The organism is Pseudomonas sp. LBUM1660, assembly GCF_059695935.1.
Genome location: NZ_CP166795.1, coordinates 348,627 through 365,511 on the forward strand (window position 1 = coordinate 348,627; position 16,885 = coordinate 365,511).

The 16,885-nt window shown below is 60.1% G+C and carries 18 protein-coding genes; 11 read left to right on the top strand and 7 right to left on the bottom strand.

All coding sequences use genetic code 11. The features are described from left to right. The first annotated feature begins 221 nt into the window (after window positions 1-221). From ACA068_RS01730 to ACA068_RS01760, 7 genes are all read left to right on the top strand, one after another. Window positions 222-1,886 (top strand): OFA family MFS transporter, encoded by a 1,665-nt coding sequence (locus tag ACA068_RS01730; protein WP_497307135.1) that lies wholly within the window; start codon window positions 222-224, stop codon window positions 1,884-1,886. A gap of 226 nt (window positions 1,887-2,112) precedes the next feature. After that, window positions 2,113-2,706, top strand: a complete 594-nt coding sequence (gene hisB, locus ACA068_RS01735) for an imidazoleglycerol-phosphate dehydratase HisB (RefSeq protein ID WP_003218037.1) — start codon at window positions 2,113-2,115, stop codon at window positions 2,704-2,706. Continuing rightward, window positions 2,706-3,344, top strand: coding sequence for an imidazole glycerol phosphate synthase subunit HisH (gene hisH, locus ACA068_RS01740; protein ID WP_497307137.1), 639 nt, complete (start codon window positions 2,706-2,708; stop codon window positions 3,342-3,344). The genes hisB and hisH overlap by 1 nt, the downstream gene beginning before the upstream one ends. Next, entirely contained in the window at window positions 3,345-3,605 is a 261-nt protein-coding gene (locus ACA068_RS01745; RefSeq protein WP_403104477.1) for a DUF2164 domain-containing protein, read from the top strand. Between the two features lie 42 nt (window positions 3,606-3,647). Further along, window positions 3,648-4,385 (top strand): 1-(5-phosphoribosyl)-5-[(5-phosphoribosylamino)methylideneamino]imidazole-4-carboxamide isomerase, encoded by a 738-nt coding sequence (hisA, locus tag ACA068_RS01750; protein ID WP_010464588.1) that lies wholly within the window; start codon window positions 3,648-3,650, stop codon window positions 4,383-4,385. Window positions 4,386-4,394: 9 nt separating this feature from the next. Further along, window positions 4,395-5,165, top strand: a complete 771-nt coding sequence (gene hisF, locus ACA068_RS01755) for an imidazole glycerol phosphate synthase subunit HisF (RefSeq protein ID WP_497307139.1) — start codon at window positions 4,395-4,397, stop codon at window positions 5,163-5,165. Window positions 5,166-5,243: 78 nt separating this feature from the next. Further along, a complete protein-coding gene (locus ACA068_RS01760; protein WP_497307141.1) occupies window positions 5,244-5,999 on the top strand; it encodes a substrate-binding periplasmic protein in 756 nt (251 codons plus the stop codon). 136 nt (window positions 6,000-6,135) lie between these two features. On the opposite strand, the gene ACA068_RS01765 is transcribed toward ACA068_RS01760, so the two are convergent. From ACA068_RS01765 to gpmI, 4 genes are all read right to left on the bottom strand, one after another. Continuing rightward, window positions 6,136-6,912 (bottom strand): divergent polysaccharide deacetylase family protein, encoded by a 777-nt coding sequence (locus ACA068_RS01765; protein WP_497307143.1) that lies wholly within the window; start codon window positions 6,910-6,912, stop codon window positions 6,136-6,138. Between the two features lies 1 nt (window position 6,913). Then, window positions 6,914-8,233 (bottom strand): S41 family peptidase, encoded by a 1,320-nt coding sequence (locus ACA068_RS01770; RefSeq protein WP_497307145.1) that lies wholly within the window; start codon window positions 8,231-8,233, stop codon window positions 6,914-6,916. Window positions 8,234-8,264: 31 nt separating this feature from the next. After that, on the bottom strand, window positions 8,265-9,557 hold the full coding sequence (locus tag ACA068_RS01775; protein WP_497307147.1) for a murein hydrolase activator EnvC family protein: 1,293 nt from the start codon (window positions 9,555-9,557) through the stop codon (window positions 8,265-8,267). A 241-nt stretch (window positions 9,558-9,798) separates the two neighbouring features. Then, window positions 9,799-11,328, bottom strand: coding sequence for a 2,3-bisphosphoglycerate-independent phosphoglycerate mutase (gpmI, locus tag ACA068_RS01780; protein WP_497307149.1), 1,530 nt, complete (start codon window positions 11,326-11,328; stop codon window positions 9,799-9,801). A 153-nt stretch (window positions 11,329-11,481) separates the two neighbouring features. On the opposite strand from gpmI, the gene ACA068_RS01785 reads away from it, so the two are divergent. From ACA068_RS01785 to secB, 3 genes are read left to right on the top strand one after another with little or no spacing between them, the layout of a single operon-like run. Further along, window positions 11,482-11,895: a rhodanese-like domain-containing protein gene (locus ACA068_RS01785; protein WP_497307151.1), complete on the top strand. Its 414-nt coding sequence runs from the start codon at window positions 11,482-11,484 to the stop codon at window positions 11,893-11,895. Window position 11,896: 1 nt separating this feature from the next. Next, window positions 11,897-12,151 carry a glutaredoxin 3 gene (grxC, locus tag ACA068_RS01790; RefSeq protein WP_010464569.1) on the top strand — a complete coding sequence of 85 codons (255 nt, stop codon included), beginning with the start codon at window positions 11,897-11,899 and terminating at the stop codon, window positions 12,149-12,151. Between the two features lie 41 nt (window positions 12,152-12,192). Continuing rightward, window positions 12,193-12,678, top strand: coding sequence for a protein-export chaperone SecB (gene secB / locus ACA068_RS01795; protein WP_131061261.1), 486 nt, complete (start codon window positions 12,193-12,195; stop codon window positions 12,676-12,678). 131 nt (window positions 12,679-12,809) lie between these two features. Here secB and ACA068_RS01800 read toward each other — a convergent pair whose 3' ends face one another. Continuing rightward, complete coding sequence (locus ACA068_RS01800) at window positions 12,810-13,265, bottom strand: tRNA (cytidine(34)-2'-O)-methyltransferase (RefSeq protein WP_095634211.1); 456 nt, start codon at window positions 13,263-13,265, stop codon at window positions 12,810-12,812. Here ACA068_RS01800 and ACA068_RS01805 point away from each other — a divergent pair. Further along, window positions 13,264-13,704 (top strand): hypothetical protein, encoded by a 441-nt coding sequence (locus tag ACA068_RS01805; RefSeq protein ID WP_094469578.1) that lies wholly within the window; start codon window positions 13,264-13,266, stop codon window positions 13,702-13,704. The two genes, ACA068_RS01800 and ACA068_RS01805, sit on opposite strands and share 2 nt — an antisense overlap. Before the next feature lie 541 nt (window positions 13,705-14,245). Here the strand turns inward: ACA068_RS01805 and ntrC are convergent. After that, on the bottom strand, window positions 14,246-15,682 hold the full coding sequence (ntrC, locus tag ACA068_RS01810) for a nitrogen regulation protein NR(I) (RefSeq protein WP_010464563.1): 1,437 nt from the start codon (window positions 15,680-15,682) through the stop codon (window positions 14,246-14,248). Then, window positions 15,679-16,764, bottom strand: coding sequence for a nitrogen regulation protein NR(II) (gene glnL, locus ACA068_RS01815; protein WP_010464561.1), 1,086 nt, complete (start codon window positions 16,762-16,764; stop codon window positions 15,679-15,681). Before glnL ends, ntrC begins: the two co-directional genes overlap by 4 nt. Between the last annotated feature and the right edge of the window lie 121 nt (window positions 16,765-16,885).

The window sequence follows — 16,885 nt, forward strand, 5'->3', positions numbered from 1 at the left end:
CGGTTCCTTCAGTGGTACGAGAACAGATGACTTGCAAAAGGTGATGTCACTTTGGTTTTTCTGTCACGTACAGATGGTAACCTCTGCCAGTTCGTCCGTCCTTCTGCGACGTGATGTCGCATCAAAATGGAGCTTTACCCTGCAAAAGACAGTCATGCGTGCGCATAAGGCTGGGGGTGAAGAGTGGCTGGCGAACCATACTAATAATTGGGGGATACACAATGACCACGAGCATCACGGCGGACGGCTTCAAAGCCGACCAGCCCGCGTTCCTGTCCAAGGAGCGCATCATCGCCAAGCCCGGTTTCAACCGTTGGCTGGTACCACCGGCCGCCCTGGCCATTCACCTTTGCATCGGCATGGCCTACGGCTTTTCGGTGTTCTGGCTGCCGCTGTCCAAAGCACTGGGCGTGACCAAGGCAGTGGCTTGCGCGCCGGACATGAGCTTCATCTCGCAAGTTTTCTCGTCGCAATGCGACTGGCCGATCTCGATGCTCGGCTGGATCTACACCCTGTTCTTCATCTTCCTCGGCTGCTCGGCAGCGATCTGGGGCGGCTGGCTGGAACACGCCGGGCCTCGCAAGGCTGGCGTTGTATCGGCGCTGTGCTGGTGTGGCGGTCTGTTGATCTCGGCGCTGGGGATTTATACCCACCAGATCTGGCTGATGTGGATCGGCTCCGGGGTCATTGGCGGCATTGGCCTGGGCCTGGGTTACATCTCGCCGGTGTCGACCTTGATCAAGTGGTTCCCGGACAAGCGCGGCATGGCGACCGGCATGGCGATCATGGGCTTCGGCGGTGGTGCGATGGTCGGTGCGCCACTGGCCGCAGCCCTGATGGGCCACTTCGCTTCGGCAGACAGCGTCGGCGTGTGGCAGAGCTTCCTGGTGATGGCCGCGATCTACTTCGTGTTCATGATCGGGGGCGCACTGTCCTACCGCGTTCCGCCAACCGGTTGGAAGCCTGAAGGCTGGGCCGCTCCGGCGAAGAAAGCCTCGAACGCGATGATCACTCACCGTCACGTTCACGTGAATGTGGCGTGGAAAACCCCGCAATTCCGTCTGGTGTGGCTGGTGCTGTGCCTGAACGTGTCGGCGGGTATCGGCATCCTGGGTATGGCTTCGCCGCTGTTGCAGGAAGTGTTCGGCGGTAAATTGATCGGTGTTGACCTGCCATTCGGTCAGCTGGACGCCGGGCAACTGGCTTCGATCGCGGCGATTGCGGCCGGTTTCACCGGTTTGCTGAGTCTGTTCAACATTGGTGGTCGGTTCTTCTGGGCTTCGTTCTCGGATTACCTGGGCCGTAAAAACACCTATTTCGTGTTCTTCGCCTTGGGCTTTGCTCTGTACGCGCTGATTCCGAACCTCGGTCACCTGGGCAACGTTGCGCTGTTCGTGGCGGCGTTCTGCATCATCCTGTCGATGTACGGCGGTGGTTTTGCAACCGTGCCGGCTTACCTGGCGGACCTGTTCGGTACGCAAATGGTCGGCGCGATCCACGGTCGTCTGCTGACGGCGTGGGCGGCGGCGGGTGTGTTGGGGCCGGTGTTGGTGAACTACATTCGTGAGTATCAGCTGAGCATCGGCGTTGAACGTGCCGCGGCTTACGACATCACGTTGTACATCCTCGCAGGCCTGCTGGTGCTGGGTTTCCTGTGCAACCTGATGGTTCGCCCGGTGGCCGACAAGTACTTCATGACCGACGCCGAACTGGCTGCCGAACAGGCGCTGGGCCACGACAAGGGTGCTGATGCCAGCACCGTGCTGGAGTGGAAAGCGGCGCCGGGCACCAAGCCGTTGGCGGTTGCTGCGTGGCTGGTGGTGGGTATTCCGTTGGCGTGGGGTGTTTGGGTGACGCTGCAGAAAACGGCAGTGCTGTTCCACTAATTCCGCGTACCTCCTGTAGGAACGAAGCTTGCTCGCGAAGAACGATAACGCGGTGTGTCAGGCACACCGTCTTCGCGGGCAAGCCTAGCTCCTACATGTCATTACAGGTACATCTCCGACAACACCGGGTTCTGTCCGTCAGTCATATCACCTCCCGTGTTTCTGTTTCGCGCCCGCGCCCCTATAATGGCTGCCTTTTTCGCCCAATGATTTTGCGGAGCTGGTGATGGCCGAACGTAAGGCGTCAGTCGAGCGCGACACTCTGGAAACCCAGATCAAAGCCTCGATCAACCTGGATGGCACCGGAAAGGCCCGATTTGATATCGGTGTTCCTTTTCTTGAGCACATGCTGGACCAGATCGCCCGTCACGGGCTGATCGACCTGGATATTGTCAGCAAGGGCGACCTGCATATCGACGACCACCACACCGTGGAAGACGTCGGTATCACCTTGGGTCAAGCCTTCGCCAAAGCCATCGGCGACAAAAAAGGCATCCGTCGCTACGGCCACGCCTACGTGCCGCTCGATGAAGCGCTGTCGCGCGTGGTGATCGACTTCTCCGGCCGTCCTGGCCTGCAGATGCATGTTCCCTACACCCGCGCCACCGTTGGTGGTTTCGACGTTGACCTGTTCCAGGAATTCTTCCAGGGCTTCGTCAACCATGCGCTGGTCAGCCTGCACATCGACAACCTGCGTGGCACCAACACCCACCACCAGATCGAAACCGTGTTCAAGGCTTTCGGCCGCGCCCTGCGCATGGCCGTAGAGCTCGACGACCGCATGGCCGGTCAGATGCCGTCGACCAAAGGCGTTCTGTAATGCAGACGGTCGCGGTTATCGATTACGGCATGGGCAACCTGCACTCGGTGGCCAAGGCCCTCGAGCACGTTGGTGCCGGCAAGGTCCTGATCACCAGCGATGCCGATGTGATTCGCGAAGCCGACCGGGTGGTTTTCCCCGGCGTCGGTGCGATTCGCGACTGCATGGCGGAGATCCGTCGCCTGGGCTTCGACTCGCTGGTGCGCGAAGTCAGCCAGGACCGTCCGTTCCTAGGCATCTGCGTCGGCATGCAAGCCTTGCTCGACAGCAGTGAAGAGAATGACGGCGTTGACTGCATCGGCCTGTTTCCGGGTGCGGTGAAGTTCTTCGGCAAGGACCTGCACGAAGATGGCGAACACCTGAAAGTCCCGCACATGGGCTGGAACGAAGTGAAGCAGACGGTGAGTCACCCGCTGTGGCACAACATTCCGGACCTGGTGCGTTTCTACTTCGTGCACAGCTACTACATCGCCGCCGGCAATGCGCGGCAGGTGGTGGGTGGCGGTCACTACGGTGTCGATTTCGCTGCGGCGCTGGCCGATGGCTCGCGTTTCGCCGTGCAGTTCCACCCGGAGAAGAGCCATACCCATGGCCTGCAATTGCTGCAGAACTTCGCTGCGTGGGATGGTCGCTGGTAAATGGCAGCCAAGAAAACGAAGCCACCGATCCTGACCCTCACTCCCGAACAGGAGAACGAGGCCAATCACAAGATCAAACGCTTCATGGAGGACCGCTTCGAGCTGGACCTGGGTTCGTTCGAAGCGGCCGAAATCCTTGAGCTGTTTACCCGTGAAATTGCGCCGCACTATTACAACAGGGCGATTTTCGATGTGCAGACACACCTCAAAGAGAGGTTCGAAAGCATCGAAAGCGACCTGTGGGCGCTCGAGAAAAACTGATTTCCGAGCGAAGCTGAACACTCGAATTTGAAGGTTTGCCAGATGCTGATTATTCCCGCTATCGATCTTAAAGACGGTGCCTGTGTTCGTCTGCGCCAGGGCCGCATGGAAGATTCCACGGTGTTCTCCGATGACCCGGTGAGCATGGCTGCCAAGTGGGTGGAGGGCGGTTGCCGTCGTCTGCATCTGGTCGACCTGAACGGCGCCTTCGAAGGCCAGCCGGTCAATGGCGAAGTGGTCACTGCCATCGCCAAGCGCTACCCGAACCTGCCGATCCAGATCGGTGGCGGCATCCGCTCCCTGGAAACCATCGAGCACTACGTCAAGGCAGGCGTGAGCTATGTGATCATCGGCACCAAAGCCGTGAAAGATCCAGCCTTCGTCGCTGAAGCCTGCCGCGCGTTCCCGGGCAAAGTGATCGTCGGCCTGGACGCTAAAGACGGTTTTGTCGCCACCGACGGCTGGGCTGAAATCAGCACCATTCAGGTGATCGACCTGGCCAAGCAATTCGAAGCCGACGGCGTGTCCGCGATCGTTTATACCGACATCGCCAAAGACGGCATGATGCAGGGCTGCAACGTACCGTTCACCGCTGCCCTGGCCGCTGCCACGCGCATTCCGGTGATCGCTTCCGGCGGTATTCACAACCTGGGTGACATCAAGTCGCTGCTCGACGCCAAGGCGCCAGGCATCATCGGCGCGATCACCGGCCGGGCGATCTACGAAGGCACCCTCGACGTCGCTGAAGCGCAAGCTTTCTGCGATTCGTACAAAGGCTGAGGACTGACCATGGCGCTGGCCAAACGCATCATCCCTTGCCTGGACGTGGACAACGGCCGGGTCGTCAAAGGTGTGAAGTTCGAGAACATTCGTGATGCCGGCGATCCGGTGGAAATCGCCCGTCGCTACGACGAGCAAGGCGCCGACGAGATTACCTTTCTCGACATCACCGCCAGCGTCGATGGCCGCGACACCACGCTGCACACCGTCGAGCGCATGGCCAGCCAGGTATTCATCCCGCTGACCGTGGGCGGTGGCGTGCGCACCGTGCAGGACATTCGCAACTTGCTGAATGCCGGTGCGGACAAGGTTTCGATCAATACCGCAGCGGTGTTCAACCCGGAGTTCGTTGGCGAAGCGGCCCAGCATTTCGGCTCGCAGTGCATCGTCGTCGCCATCGACGCCAAGAAAGTCTCCGGCCCGGGCGAAACCCCGCGCTGGGAGATCTTCACCCACGGCGGCCGCAAACCGACCGGCCTCGACGCCGTTGAGTGGGCGATGAAAATGGAAGGCCTCGGTGCCGGTGAAATCCTGCTGACCAGCATGGACCAGGACGGCATGAAAAACGGCTTCGACCTGGGCGTGACGCGCGCCATCAGCGATGCGCTGGGTATCCCGGTGATTGCCTCCGGCGGCGTCGGCAACCTGCAGCATCTGGCCGACGGCATCATCGAAGGCCACGCGAGCGCAGTATTGGCGGCGAGTATTTTCCACTTCGGCGAATACACCGTGCAGGAAGCCAAGGCCTACATGGCCCATCGCGGGATCGTGATGCGCTAAACAAATCCATGCAGGCCAGTGGACAGCATGGCGGGCTCAAGGCACTCTTGGGCACGCCATGGATTTCGGTAGCCCGACATGATCAAACGTCTTCTTCTTGTCCTCGCCAGCGCTTCTCTGTTGCTCATCAATGGGGTCCACGCTGAAGAAAGTCCCGACACCGACCTGGTGTTGCTGACGGAAAATTTCCCGCCGTACAACATGGCGAAGAACGGCAAAAACTTCGCTCAGGATGAGAACATCAATGGCATTGCTGTGGACATCGTCCGCGAGATGTTCAAACGTGCCGACGTGACCTACAGCCTGACACTGCGCTTCCCTTGGGAGCGAATCTACAAACTCGCCCTCGAGAAACCCGGCTACGGCTTGTTCGTGATGGCGCGCTTGCCGGATCGCGAGAAGCTGTTCAAGTGGGTTGGTCCCATCGGCCCGGATGACTGGATCATGCTGGCCAAGGCTGATAGCAAGATCAGCCTGGAGACGCTGGAACAGGCGCGCAAATACAAGATCGGCGCGTACAAGGGCGATGCGATTGCCGAGACGCTGGCCAAGCAAGGGTTGAAGCCCATTGTGGTGCTGCGCGATCAGGACAACGCAAAGAAGCTGGTGAATGGTCAGATTGATTTGTGGGCCACAGGCGATCCGGCCGGGCGCTATCTGGCGCGTCAGGAAGGGGTGAACGGGCTGAAGACGGTGTTGCGGTTCAATAGCGCCGAGTTGTACCTGGCGTTGAACAAGGATGTGCCGGACGAGATGGTTGCCAAGCTTCAGGCAGCGCTGGATCAGCTGCGCAAGGAAGGCGTGGTGGACGACATCATGGCGCGGTATCTCTAGCCGCCCACCATTCCCGAGCCACCACCTCTCCCTGTAGGAGCCGGCTTGCTGGCGAAGCGGCCTCAAATCTTGCATCGATCTCACTGCCGCCATCGCCAGCAAGCCGGCTCCTACAGGGGTTAGGTGGTGTCGCTGATTACCGGTACACGCCATCCTTACCGTGAGCAGCCGTTGCGCGATTGCTGCGCACGCTGATCATCTGCTTGATGTCGATCCACTCGATCCCCTGCGCCTTGAGCTTCGGCAATTCGCGCTCCAGTACCGCCAGTGTCTGCGGATACGGATGCCCGATCATCACCGCCGAGCCCTGCTTGCGTGCCAGATCAATCGCCGTCTGTAGCTGCGTAAAAATCGCCGCCTCGGTGCGCTCATCATCCAGAAACACATCCCGCGAAACACTCGCCAAGCCAATTTTCTGCGCCTCGGCCGCCGCGACGGTTTGCGCGCTGGTGCGGCTGTCGACGAAGAGCTTGTGCCGGCGCTGCAAGTCCGCCATCAACCAGGCCATGGCGGGTTGCTGAGCGGTCATGCGGCTGCCCATATGGTTGTTGATACCGGCGGTATAAGGCACGACCTTGAATGCCGCGCTCAGGCGTTTCTCAAGTTCGTCGATGGGCAAGTCGGGATGCCAGGCGAACGGGCCGGTGGCCGGATCCATGGGCATGTGCAGAATGACGATCTTGCCGGCGCGATGGGCTTCGCGGGCGAATTCGGTGGCGTGGGGTGTGTCGGGCATGATCGCCGCGGTCACAGGACCGGGCAGGGCTAGTACGCGACGATCCCGGGGCAGGTTCTGCCCCAGGTCATCGATGATCAATGTCAGGTAGGCCTTGTGTGGCGTCGGCTTGGCGGGTTCTGCGTGAGCAACACCCGCCAGACAGCACAGCAGACCGATCAAGAACCGCAGGCGCACCTCAGCGACCGGAGGTGATGCTCAGCCCTTTGAGCAGGCTCAGCGCCTGGGCCAATTGGTAATCGTCATCCTGTGGCATTGCTTTGGCTTTACCGCTGGAACCGGTCGGTTTGTCGGCGCCGCCGTTGCCATTGCCCAGGTGACCCTGCAGGTCGGCTTCCTTGAAGTATTCGCCGTCCTGCTCGTTGGTGATCTTGGCCTTGCGCACTTCGATGTCCGGGGCGATGCCCTGGGCCTGGATCGAGCGGCCGTTCGGCGTGTAGTACAGCGCCGTGGTGATCTTCAGTGCGCGATCGTTGTTCAGTGGCAGCACGGTTTGTACCGAGCCTTTGCCGAAACTGGTGGTGCCCATGACCACCGCGCGTTTTTGATCCTGCAAGGCGCCGGCGACAATTTCCGAAGCCGAGGCGCTGCCGCCGTTGATCAGCACAACCATTGGCACGGCTTCGCTTTCGTCTTTGCCGGTGGCAGAGAAGCGCAACTCGGAGTTGGCGATGCGGCCCTTGGTGTAAACGATCAGGCCCTTGGTGATGAAGTGGTCGACCACTTCCACCGCCGATTGCAGCACGCCGCCCGGGTTGTTGCGCAGGTCGAGAATGATGCCGTTGAGCTTCTTGCCATTGTCCTTGCGCAACTTGGCCAGGGCCTTGGAAACTTCTTCGCCGGTCTTGACCTGGAACTGGGTGATGCGGATGTAGCCGTAGCCCGACTCCAGCAGCTGCGCCTTGACGCTCTTCACTTGAATGATCGCGCGGGTCAGGGTCACGTCGAACGGTGTCCCGCCGTCGCGCACCAGGGTCAGGGTGATTTTCTGGCCGATCTTGCCGCGCATCTTGTCCACGGCTTCGGTCATGCTCTGGCCGCGAGTCGGCTGGCCGTTGATCTTGACGATGAAGTCGCCAGCCTGAATGCCAGCCTTGGAGGCCGGGGTGTCATCGATGGGCGAAACCACTTTGATGAAACCGTCTTCGGCGCCGACTTCGATGCCCAAGCCACCGAATTCGCCGCTGGTGCTTTCCTGCAATTCAGCGAAGTCTTCCGGGCCCAGGTAGGCGGAGTGCGGATCGAGGTTGCTGAGCATGCCTTTGATGGCGTTTTCCAGCAGGGTCTTGTCGTCCACCGGTTCGACATAGGCGGCCTTGATCCGATCCATGACCTCGGCAAAAGTGCGCAACTCTTCCAGGGGCAACGGCGCCTTGGTGGTCGCAGCAGTGCCCGCAGGCGCGACCGCCGGGGCCGGTTGAGCGGCAAACGCCAGAGGCGCGCCGATCACCAGGGCAATCGTCAGGGCCAGCGAGGTAAGGCGGGACAAATGCAGCATGTCGAACGAACTCCTGAAGTAGATGGCGTACTTATCCTTGCGCACGACACCATTGCGCCGGATCACTCGGGTGACCCTGCTGACGAATAGCGAAATACAGCGCTGGTGTGTCCTGCCCGCCACTGTTACCGACAGTGGAGATGGACTCACCGGCTTTTACCACGTCACCCGCAGACTTGAGCAGCGTCTGGTTGTGACCATAAAGACTCAAAAAACCGTTGCCGTGGTCGAGAATCACCAGCAGCCCGGCGCCACGCAACCAGTCGGCGAACACCACGCGACCGCCATGCACGGCGTGCACCTGGCTGCCGGCGGAGGCGCTGATCATCACGCCGTCCCATTTGGTACGGGCGTCGTCGCCACGGGATTCACCAAAGCGTGCCAGCAGTCGACCATCAACGGGCCACGGAAGTTTGCCGCGAGTTGAAGCAAAAGCGCCGCCGAAGGTTTCGCCTGAACTTGAAACCAGTGCGCCAGGTGTTGATTTAACCGGTTTACGTGGGGCGTCAGTGGCATCTGCCTGTTCCTGAGCCTCACGTAAACGCTTTTTTTCGGCTTCCTGCTGGGCGATGAGCGCTTTTTGTCGCGCCTCTTCAGCCTCTCGAGCCTGGCGGGCCAGGGTTTCTTCGATGGTTTTAAGGACTTTAGACAGGTCTGCCTGATCCTGCTCGCGGGCGGCCAGCTTCTGGTCGCGAGCCTTCACGTCGTCGCTCAGCTTGGTCAGGACCTGCTGGCGCTCCTTGCGAACCTTGTCGAGTTCGTCGCGCTGGCTGTCGAGGCTGCTTTTCTGCACCAGCAATTGCGCCTGTTGCAACGCGATGTCTTTTTCGACATTGGCCAGTTGGCGCAGGGTTTCGTTGAAATTCTTCAGCTGCTCCAGGCGGGCCTGGCTCAGGTAGTCGTAATAGGTGAGGGTGCGGGCGAATTTTTCCGGATTCTGCTGGTTCAGCAAGAGCTTCAAGTACTCCTGACGGCCGTTCTGATAGGCCGCACGGGCCTGAATGGCGATCAGTCGCTGCTGTTCAGTGCGCGCGCTCTGGAGTTTTTTTTTCTCTCCATCGAGTCGCTGCAGCTCGGATTCGCTTTTCTTCAGCTCTTTTTGCAGGGCTTCGACCTGCTTCTCGAGCTTGCCCATTTCGGTCTCGGTGCCCTTGAGGTCTTTCTGCACACCGGATTTTTCCTCCTGCAGCTTGCCCAGCAGTTTTTTCAGCTCGGCAATGTCCTGACGCGTGGCGTCCAACTGTTGTTGGGTTTGCGCGCGCTCGTCAGCGAAGGCCGGTTGGAGCAGGCAAGTCAGAGCAAGGGCAATCAGGACGCGAAGCATAGAGGCGGGCGACACCAGGGAAAGGGACGGCCTAGTATGCCCGCCAAGCGCCGCAAAAAAAACGCCCAATTGGGGTTGTGTGATAACTGGAGCAGTGTCGCATCTGAAAACACCCAAAAACCAATGTGGGAGCGGGCTTGCTCGCGAATGCGGTGTGTCAGTCGACATCAACGTTGACTGACACACCGCATTCGCGAGCAAGCCCGCTCCCACAGGGGTTAGCGGTGTTTGATAGGGCTGATTACACCAGAATCGACGTGCCGGTCATTTCAGATGGTTTTTCCAGGCCCATCAGCATCAACATGGTCGGTGCCACATCCGCCAGTACGCCGCCATCACGCACCTTGAAGTCACGCTTGCCGACGTAGATGAACGGCACCGGCTCAGTGGTGTGCGCGGTGTGAGCCTGGCCAGTGGATTCATCGGACATTTGCTCGACGTTGCCGTGGTCGGCCGTAATCAGCGCTTCGCCGCCGACCTTGTCCAACGCTTCGACGATGCGACCAACGCACAGGTCCAGACATTCAACAGCTTTCACTGCTGCGTCGAACACGCCGCTGTGGCCGACCATGTCGCCGTTGGCGTAGTTGACCACGATCACGTCGTAACGCTGATTTTCAATGGCGTCGACGATGCGGTCGGTGACTTCCGGGGCGCTCATCTCGGGCTGCAAGTCATAGGTGGCGACTTTCGGCGACGGGATCAGGATGCGTTCTTCGCCCGGGAACGGTTCTTCGCGACCGCCGGAGAAGAAGAAGGTTACGTGGGCGTATTTCTCGGTTTCGGCGATGCGCAGCTGGGTCTTGCCGTTTTGCGCCAGGTAATCGCCCAGCACGTTGTCCAGGCTGCCGGCGGCAAAGGCCGATGGCGCGGGAATGCTGGCGGCGTATTGGGTCAGCATCACGAAACCGGCCAGTTTCGGCTGGCGCGCACGTTCGAATTCCTTGAAATCGTCTTCGACGAACACGCGGGTCAGTTCACGGGCGCGGTCGGCGCGGAAGTTCATGAAGACCACGGCGTCGCCGTCTTCGACTTTCACCGGCTCGCCGATGGAAGTGGCTTTGACGAATTCATCGCTCTCGCCGCGCTCATAGGCAGCTTGCAGCCCTTCCTGTGCGGTGGCGGCGTTGAATTCGCCGTTGCCGTCGACAATCAGGTTGTAGGCCTGGGACACGCGGTCCCAACGGTTGTCGCGGTCCATGGCGAAGTAACGGCCGACGATGCTGGCGATCCGGCCTTTGCCCAAAGCCTGGAACGTCGCGTCGAGCAGTTCGATGGACGACTGGGCGCTTTTCGGCGGTGTATCGCGGCCGTCGAGGAAGGCGTGCAGGTAGATTTTTTCAGCGCCGCGCTTGTAGGCCAGTTCGGCCATGGCGACCAGGTGATCCTGGTGGCTGTGAACGCCGCCATCGGACAGCAGGCCCATGAAGTGCACGGCTTTGCCGGCAGTAACGGCTTTATCCACCGCGGCGCAGATGGTCGGGTTCTCGAAAAACTCGCCGTCACGGATCGATTTGGTCACGCGAGTAAAATCTTGATACACCACGCGACCGGCGCCCAGGTTCATGTGGCCGACTTCGGAGTTGCCCATCTGGCCGTCCGGCAGACCGACGTCCATGCCGCTGCCCGAGATCAGGCCGTTCGGCACAGTGGCCCACAAGCGGTCCAGTACGGGCTTCTTCGCCGCAAACACGGCGTTGGATTCAGGGCTCTCACTGTGACCGAAGCCGTCGAGAATAATCAGGACCAAAGGTTTAGGCGTGGTAGTCATGGATTCCACTCGTGGCTGAATTAAAAGAGGGCGATGGAAAAGGGAGTGGCAGTTTAAAGCGAAGTTCCGGCCACGTCACCGCCGGACGGGGTTTGGCCCACCATAGTGGCTGTGTATACTGGCCGACATTTTAACGCCCTGGAACCTCCTTCGATGGTTGCTCACCTGATTGAATTTGCCACTAACCACTATCTGCTCGTCGGTATCTTCGTCGTACTGCTGGCGTTGCTGATCGCTTATCAGATGCAAGGCGGCGGCCGCAGCCTGAGCACCGGTGAACTGACCGGGCTGGTCAACAAGGACGCGGGCGTTGTGATCGACATTCGTTCGGTCAAGGATTTCACCGCCGGTCACATTGTTGGCGCGTTGAATATTCCCCACGACAAACTGACCGCTCGCATTGCCGAACTGGAAAAGCACAAGGCCAAGACCATCATCCTTGTCGATGCCATGGGCCAGACCGCCGGCACCCACGCCCGCGAACTGATGAAGGCCGGCTACACCGCCGCCAAGCTGTCCGGCGGTATTTCCAGCTGGAAAGGCGACAACCTGCCGCTGGTGAAGTGATATGAGCAACGTCGTCGTCTATTCCAGCGATTACTGCCCCTACTGCTCGCGAGCCAAGTACCTGCTCGAGAACAAAGGCGTGGCTTTCGAAGAGATCAAGGTCGATGGCAAGCCGCAGGTGCGTGCCGCCATGGCCCAGAAGGCCGGACGGACGTCCGTGCCGCAGATCTGGATCGGCGAGCGCCACATTGGTGGCTGTGATGATTTGTTTGCCCTTGAGCGCGCCGGCAAGCTCGACGCCATGCTCAAGGCCTGAATGCCTTCCCTATAAGACCCCAAGATCAGAAAGGATCTGAGATGACTGACCAACAGAACACTGCAGCTAGCGAAGAAGACACCGCACCGCAATTCTCCTTGCAGCGCATCTATGTACGTGACTTGTCGTTCGAAGCCCCGAAAAGCCCGGCGATCTTCCGCCAGCAGTGGGAGCCAAGCGTCGGTCTGGATCTGAATACTCGTCAAAAGGCGCTGGAAGGCGACTTCCACGAAGTCGTGCTGACTTTGTCCGTGACCGTGAAAAACGGTGACGAAGTGGCGTTCATCGCTGAAGTGCAGCAGGCCGGGATCTTCCTGATCAAGAACCTGGACGACGCTTCGATGAGCCACACCCTCGGCGCGTTCTGCCCGAACATCCTGTTCCCTTACGCTCGCGAAACCCTGGACAGCCTGGTGACCCGCGGCTCGTTCCCGGCCCTGATGCTGGCGCCGGTGAACTTCGACGCGCTGTACGCACAAGAACTGCAACGCATGCAGGCGGCTGGCGAGACTCCGACCGTTCAGTAAGCGGTCTGAGCGTCGAAGCAAGTCCAATGTGGGAGCGGGCTTGCTCGCGAAAGCGGTGTAACAGTCAACGATGATGTTGAATGTTATGGCCCCTTCGCGAGCAAGCCCGCTCCCACATTTGTTATGCGGTGTTATTTGAAGCCGAGCTGGCGCCAGCCTTCGTAGACGGCGACCGCCACGGTGTTCGACAGGTTCAGGCTGCGGCAGCCTTCGCGCATCGGCAAGCGCAGGCGTTGTTCGCCGGGCAGGGCCTCGAGCACTTCCGCCGGCAAACCACGGCTTTCTGGGCCGAACAGGAACGCGTCGCCCTCGGCGAAACTGGCATCGTGGAACGGACGCGAGCCCTTGGTGGTGAACGCGAACAGCCGAGGATGGCCAAGGCTTTCCAGGCAACTGGCGAGGTCCGCGTGGCGTTGCAGGGTGGCATACTCGTGGTAGTCGAGACCGGCGCGGCGCAGGCGCTTGTCGTCCATCTCGAAGCCCAGCGGTTCGATCAAATGCAGGTGGCAGCCACTGTTGGCGCACAGCCTGATAACGTTGCCGGTATTCGGCGGAATTTCTGGTTGAAAGAGGATGACGTGAAACATGCACGGCTCCGAAGGTAAAGATGAGCGGCATTCTACGCCGCCCATCGATCCACGTTCGAAACTATTACCGCGGGTGATGGGTTCGCTGGCGATTGTCGGACTGATGGTGGGGCTGATGATTGGTCGCCTGACCACGCCTGACCCCAGCGAATTGCAGCAGGTCGAGGTGACGGACGATGGGCTGGTGGTGTGGTTCAACAACGAACCCAAATCCCATGGCGAATTCGTGGACGGCAGCCTCGCGCTGCTGTTCGAGGCGCAAGGCAAGGCGCAGAAAGGTCAGCTCAAGCTCAACGACAAGGTCGTGAACTGGCGGACGCGCTTGAGTGATGGGGGGTTGTTGCTGACGGTAGTGGCGGCCCGGCCACTGCAGGGCGAGTGGACCGGTAGCGAGGTCGATGACCGCTGGCGGCTGGAGATCCATCTCCGGGAGCAATAAAAGAGGGAATCCCCGGCCTGCCTGTACCAAGGTTCCCAAAACGGCAGGGCTCGCGCATGGCGTCGAGCCCGGTGTAAAGAAGGAACCCTTGACCTGCCTGTATCAAGGGCCCCAAAACTGGAGGGGCTCGTCGCGAGAGCGGTGTGAGCCCGATGTAAAGAGGGGAATCCCCGGCCTGCCTGTACCAAGGTCCCCGAAACCGGGTAGTGAACTGAATCACTGAATGGACTATTGCAGGGGGCGTGCCAGGTTTTAACAAGTTGAAACAGAAAGCTGCCTTGGAATGCCGAAAGCCCCGAGATTCGGGGCTTTCGTGTTTTTTCGGTAGCGGTTCGGTTGCGAAAGCGAACGGGGTTTTGAATGAGTTTTTGTGCGCGATTGCGGTTCACGGTGCATTCAGTCGGTGCACGTTGGCCCCAAAAGCTTCGCGGGCAAGCCTCGCTCCTACAGGGTTTGTGCCATTTCAAGATCGGCGCATGACCTGTAGGAGCGAGGCTTGCCCGCGAATGGATGCAACTGTCAGCGAAGATCTAGAGGCTGTTTAGCCCTCTTCCCCTTCATCATCATCCCCACCATCAACCTTCATTCCCAATTCCTTGATTTTGCGCGTCAGGGTATTACGCCCCCAACCCAGCAGAACCGCAGCATCCCGACGCCGTCCGGCGGTATGTTTCAAGGCGGTTTCGATCATGATCCGCTCGAATGCCGGTACGGCGCTGTCGAGCAAACTCGATTGACCGCGAGCCAACGCCTGATCAGCCCATTGACGCAACGCTTGCTCCCAATTGGTCACTGGCGCCGAATCCTGCGGCAGGCTCAGCAGTTCCGGCGGCAGGTCGCTGATGTGCACTTCGCGACCCGAAGCCATCACTGTGATCCAGCGGCAGGTGTTCTCCAACTGACGCACGTTGCCGCCCCACGGCAGGTTCTTCAGGTATTCCTCGGTTTCGCTTTTCAGCAGCTTCGGTTCCACCGCCAATTCTTGCGCGGCACGGCTGAGGAAGTGCTTGGCGAGGGTCGGGATGTCTTCGCGACGGTCCGACAGCCGTGGAATGTGGATGCGGATCACGTTGAGGCGGTGGAACAAGTCCTCACGGAATTTCCCGGCGTGCACCAGGGTTTCCAGGTTCTGGTGCGTCGCAGCGATGATGCGCACATCGACCTTCACCGGCGTATGACCGCCGACGCGGTAGAACTCGCCATCGGCCAGAACGCGCAGCAAACGCGTCTGGGTGTCCGCTGGCATGTCGCCGATTTCATCGAGGAACAGCGTGCCGCCGTCCGCCTGCTCAAAGCGCCCGCGACGCAGGTTGGCCGCGCCGGTGAATGCGCCTTTCTCATGGCCGAACAGTTCGGACTCCATCAAGTCTTTCGGAATCGCCGCCATGTTCAGCGCGATGAACGGCGATGCCGCCCGTGGACTGTGGCGGTGCAGGGCGTGGGCCACCAATTCTTTACCGGTACCGGATTCGCCGTTGATCAGCACGGTGATATTGGAGTGGCTCAGGCGACCGATGGCGCGAAACACTTCCTGCATCGCCGGCGCTTCGCCGATGATTTCCGGGGTGCGGGTCAAGGCGACCGGGACTTCCAGTCCTTGCTGTTCCTGGGCGTGCTGGTTCGCACGTTTGACCAGCGAAACGGCTTCGTCGACGTCGAACGGTTTTGGCAGGTATTCAAACGCGCCGCCCTGATAGGACGCGACAGCGCTGTCCAGATCGGAGTGCGCAGTCATGATGATCACCGGCAACCGTGGGTGTTGTTCGCGAATCCGCGCCAGAAGGTCCAGGCCGCTGGCCCCCGGCATGCGGATGTCGGAGATGATCACGTCCGGCTGCTGGCGCGCCAGGCGGCTCATCACGCCATCGGCGCTGTCGAAGCTTTGCGTGGTCATGCCTTCCTGCTGCAAGGCTTTTTCCAGGACCCAGCGGATAGAACGGTCGTCATCGACGATCCACACGGTTTCACTACGGCTCATGTCGATGTGGCTCCTTGTTCCAGGGGCAGGAAGATCGAGAAAGTGGTGTGGCCTGGGTGGCTGTCACATTCGATCAGGCCCTGGTGCTGGCTGATGATGTTCTGGGTAATGGCCAGGCCCAGCCCGGTACCGTCCGGGCGGCCGCTGACCATGGGAAAGAAGATGGTTTCTTGCAGGTCCGCGGGAATCCCGGGGCCGTTGTCGATGATTTCGATCTTGGTCACCAGGCGATGCCGCACGTGGCCGATGGTGAACTGGCGCATGGCGCGGGTGCGCAGGCTGATGCGGCCCAGGCGCAGCTCGTTCTGGCTGCTGATGGCCTGCATCGCGTTGCGCACGATGTTCAACACGGCCTGGATCATTTGTTCGCGGTCGATCAAGACGTCGGGAATGCTTGGGTCGTAGTCGCGCACCAAAGTGATGCAGCCCTGACTTTCGGCCTCGACCAGATGACAGACACGCTCCAGCACCTCGTGGACGTTGCACATGGCCAGCGATGGCAACTTGTTGGAGCCGAGCATGCGATCTACGAGGTTTCGCAGACGGTCGGCTTCTTCAATGATGACGTTGGTGTAATCGCGCAGGCTTTCTTCCGGCAGTTCGCGGGCGAGCAGCTGAGCCGCGCCGCGAATACCGCCCAGCGGATTCTTGATTTCGTGAGCGAGACCGCGCACCAGCATTTTGCTGGTTTCCTGCTTCGACAGCTGCGCCTCTTCCTTGGTGATCCGCAGCAAGCGGTCACGGGGGTGGACTTCCAGCAGCAGCATCGTGGCGCCGTTGGCCAGGATCGGCGTTACTGCGTAGTCGACGGTCAACGTCTGGCCGGTGAGGGCGGTGAGCATCGCTTCGCGCTTGGTGAACGGGTGCGCCTGCTCGACCGCCTGGCGCAAGGAATTCAGCGCTTCGGTGGATTCGGTGAACAACTCGCTGATGAACTGCCCATGGCTACGCTGACCGCTGATGGCCAAGAGCATCTCCGCCGCCGGGTTCATGTACTCAAGGCGCAATTCGGCGTCGAGCAAAATGGTAGCGGTGGTCAGATTGTCGAGAAGCAGACGATGGAGTGCATCACTGATGGTCATTTAGGACCTCTTTTGGAGCAGGGCATGCGCGTGAATAACGCGCTGATACGAGGAAAATGCAAAAACCAAACCAAGGCTCCGAAAAGAAGCGTTTAAGGCCTGAAACGGGCGTTTGACGCTC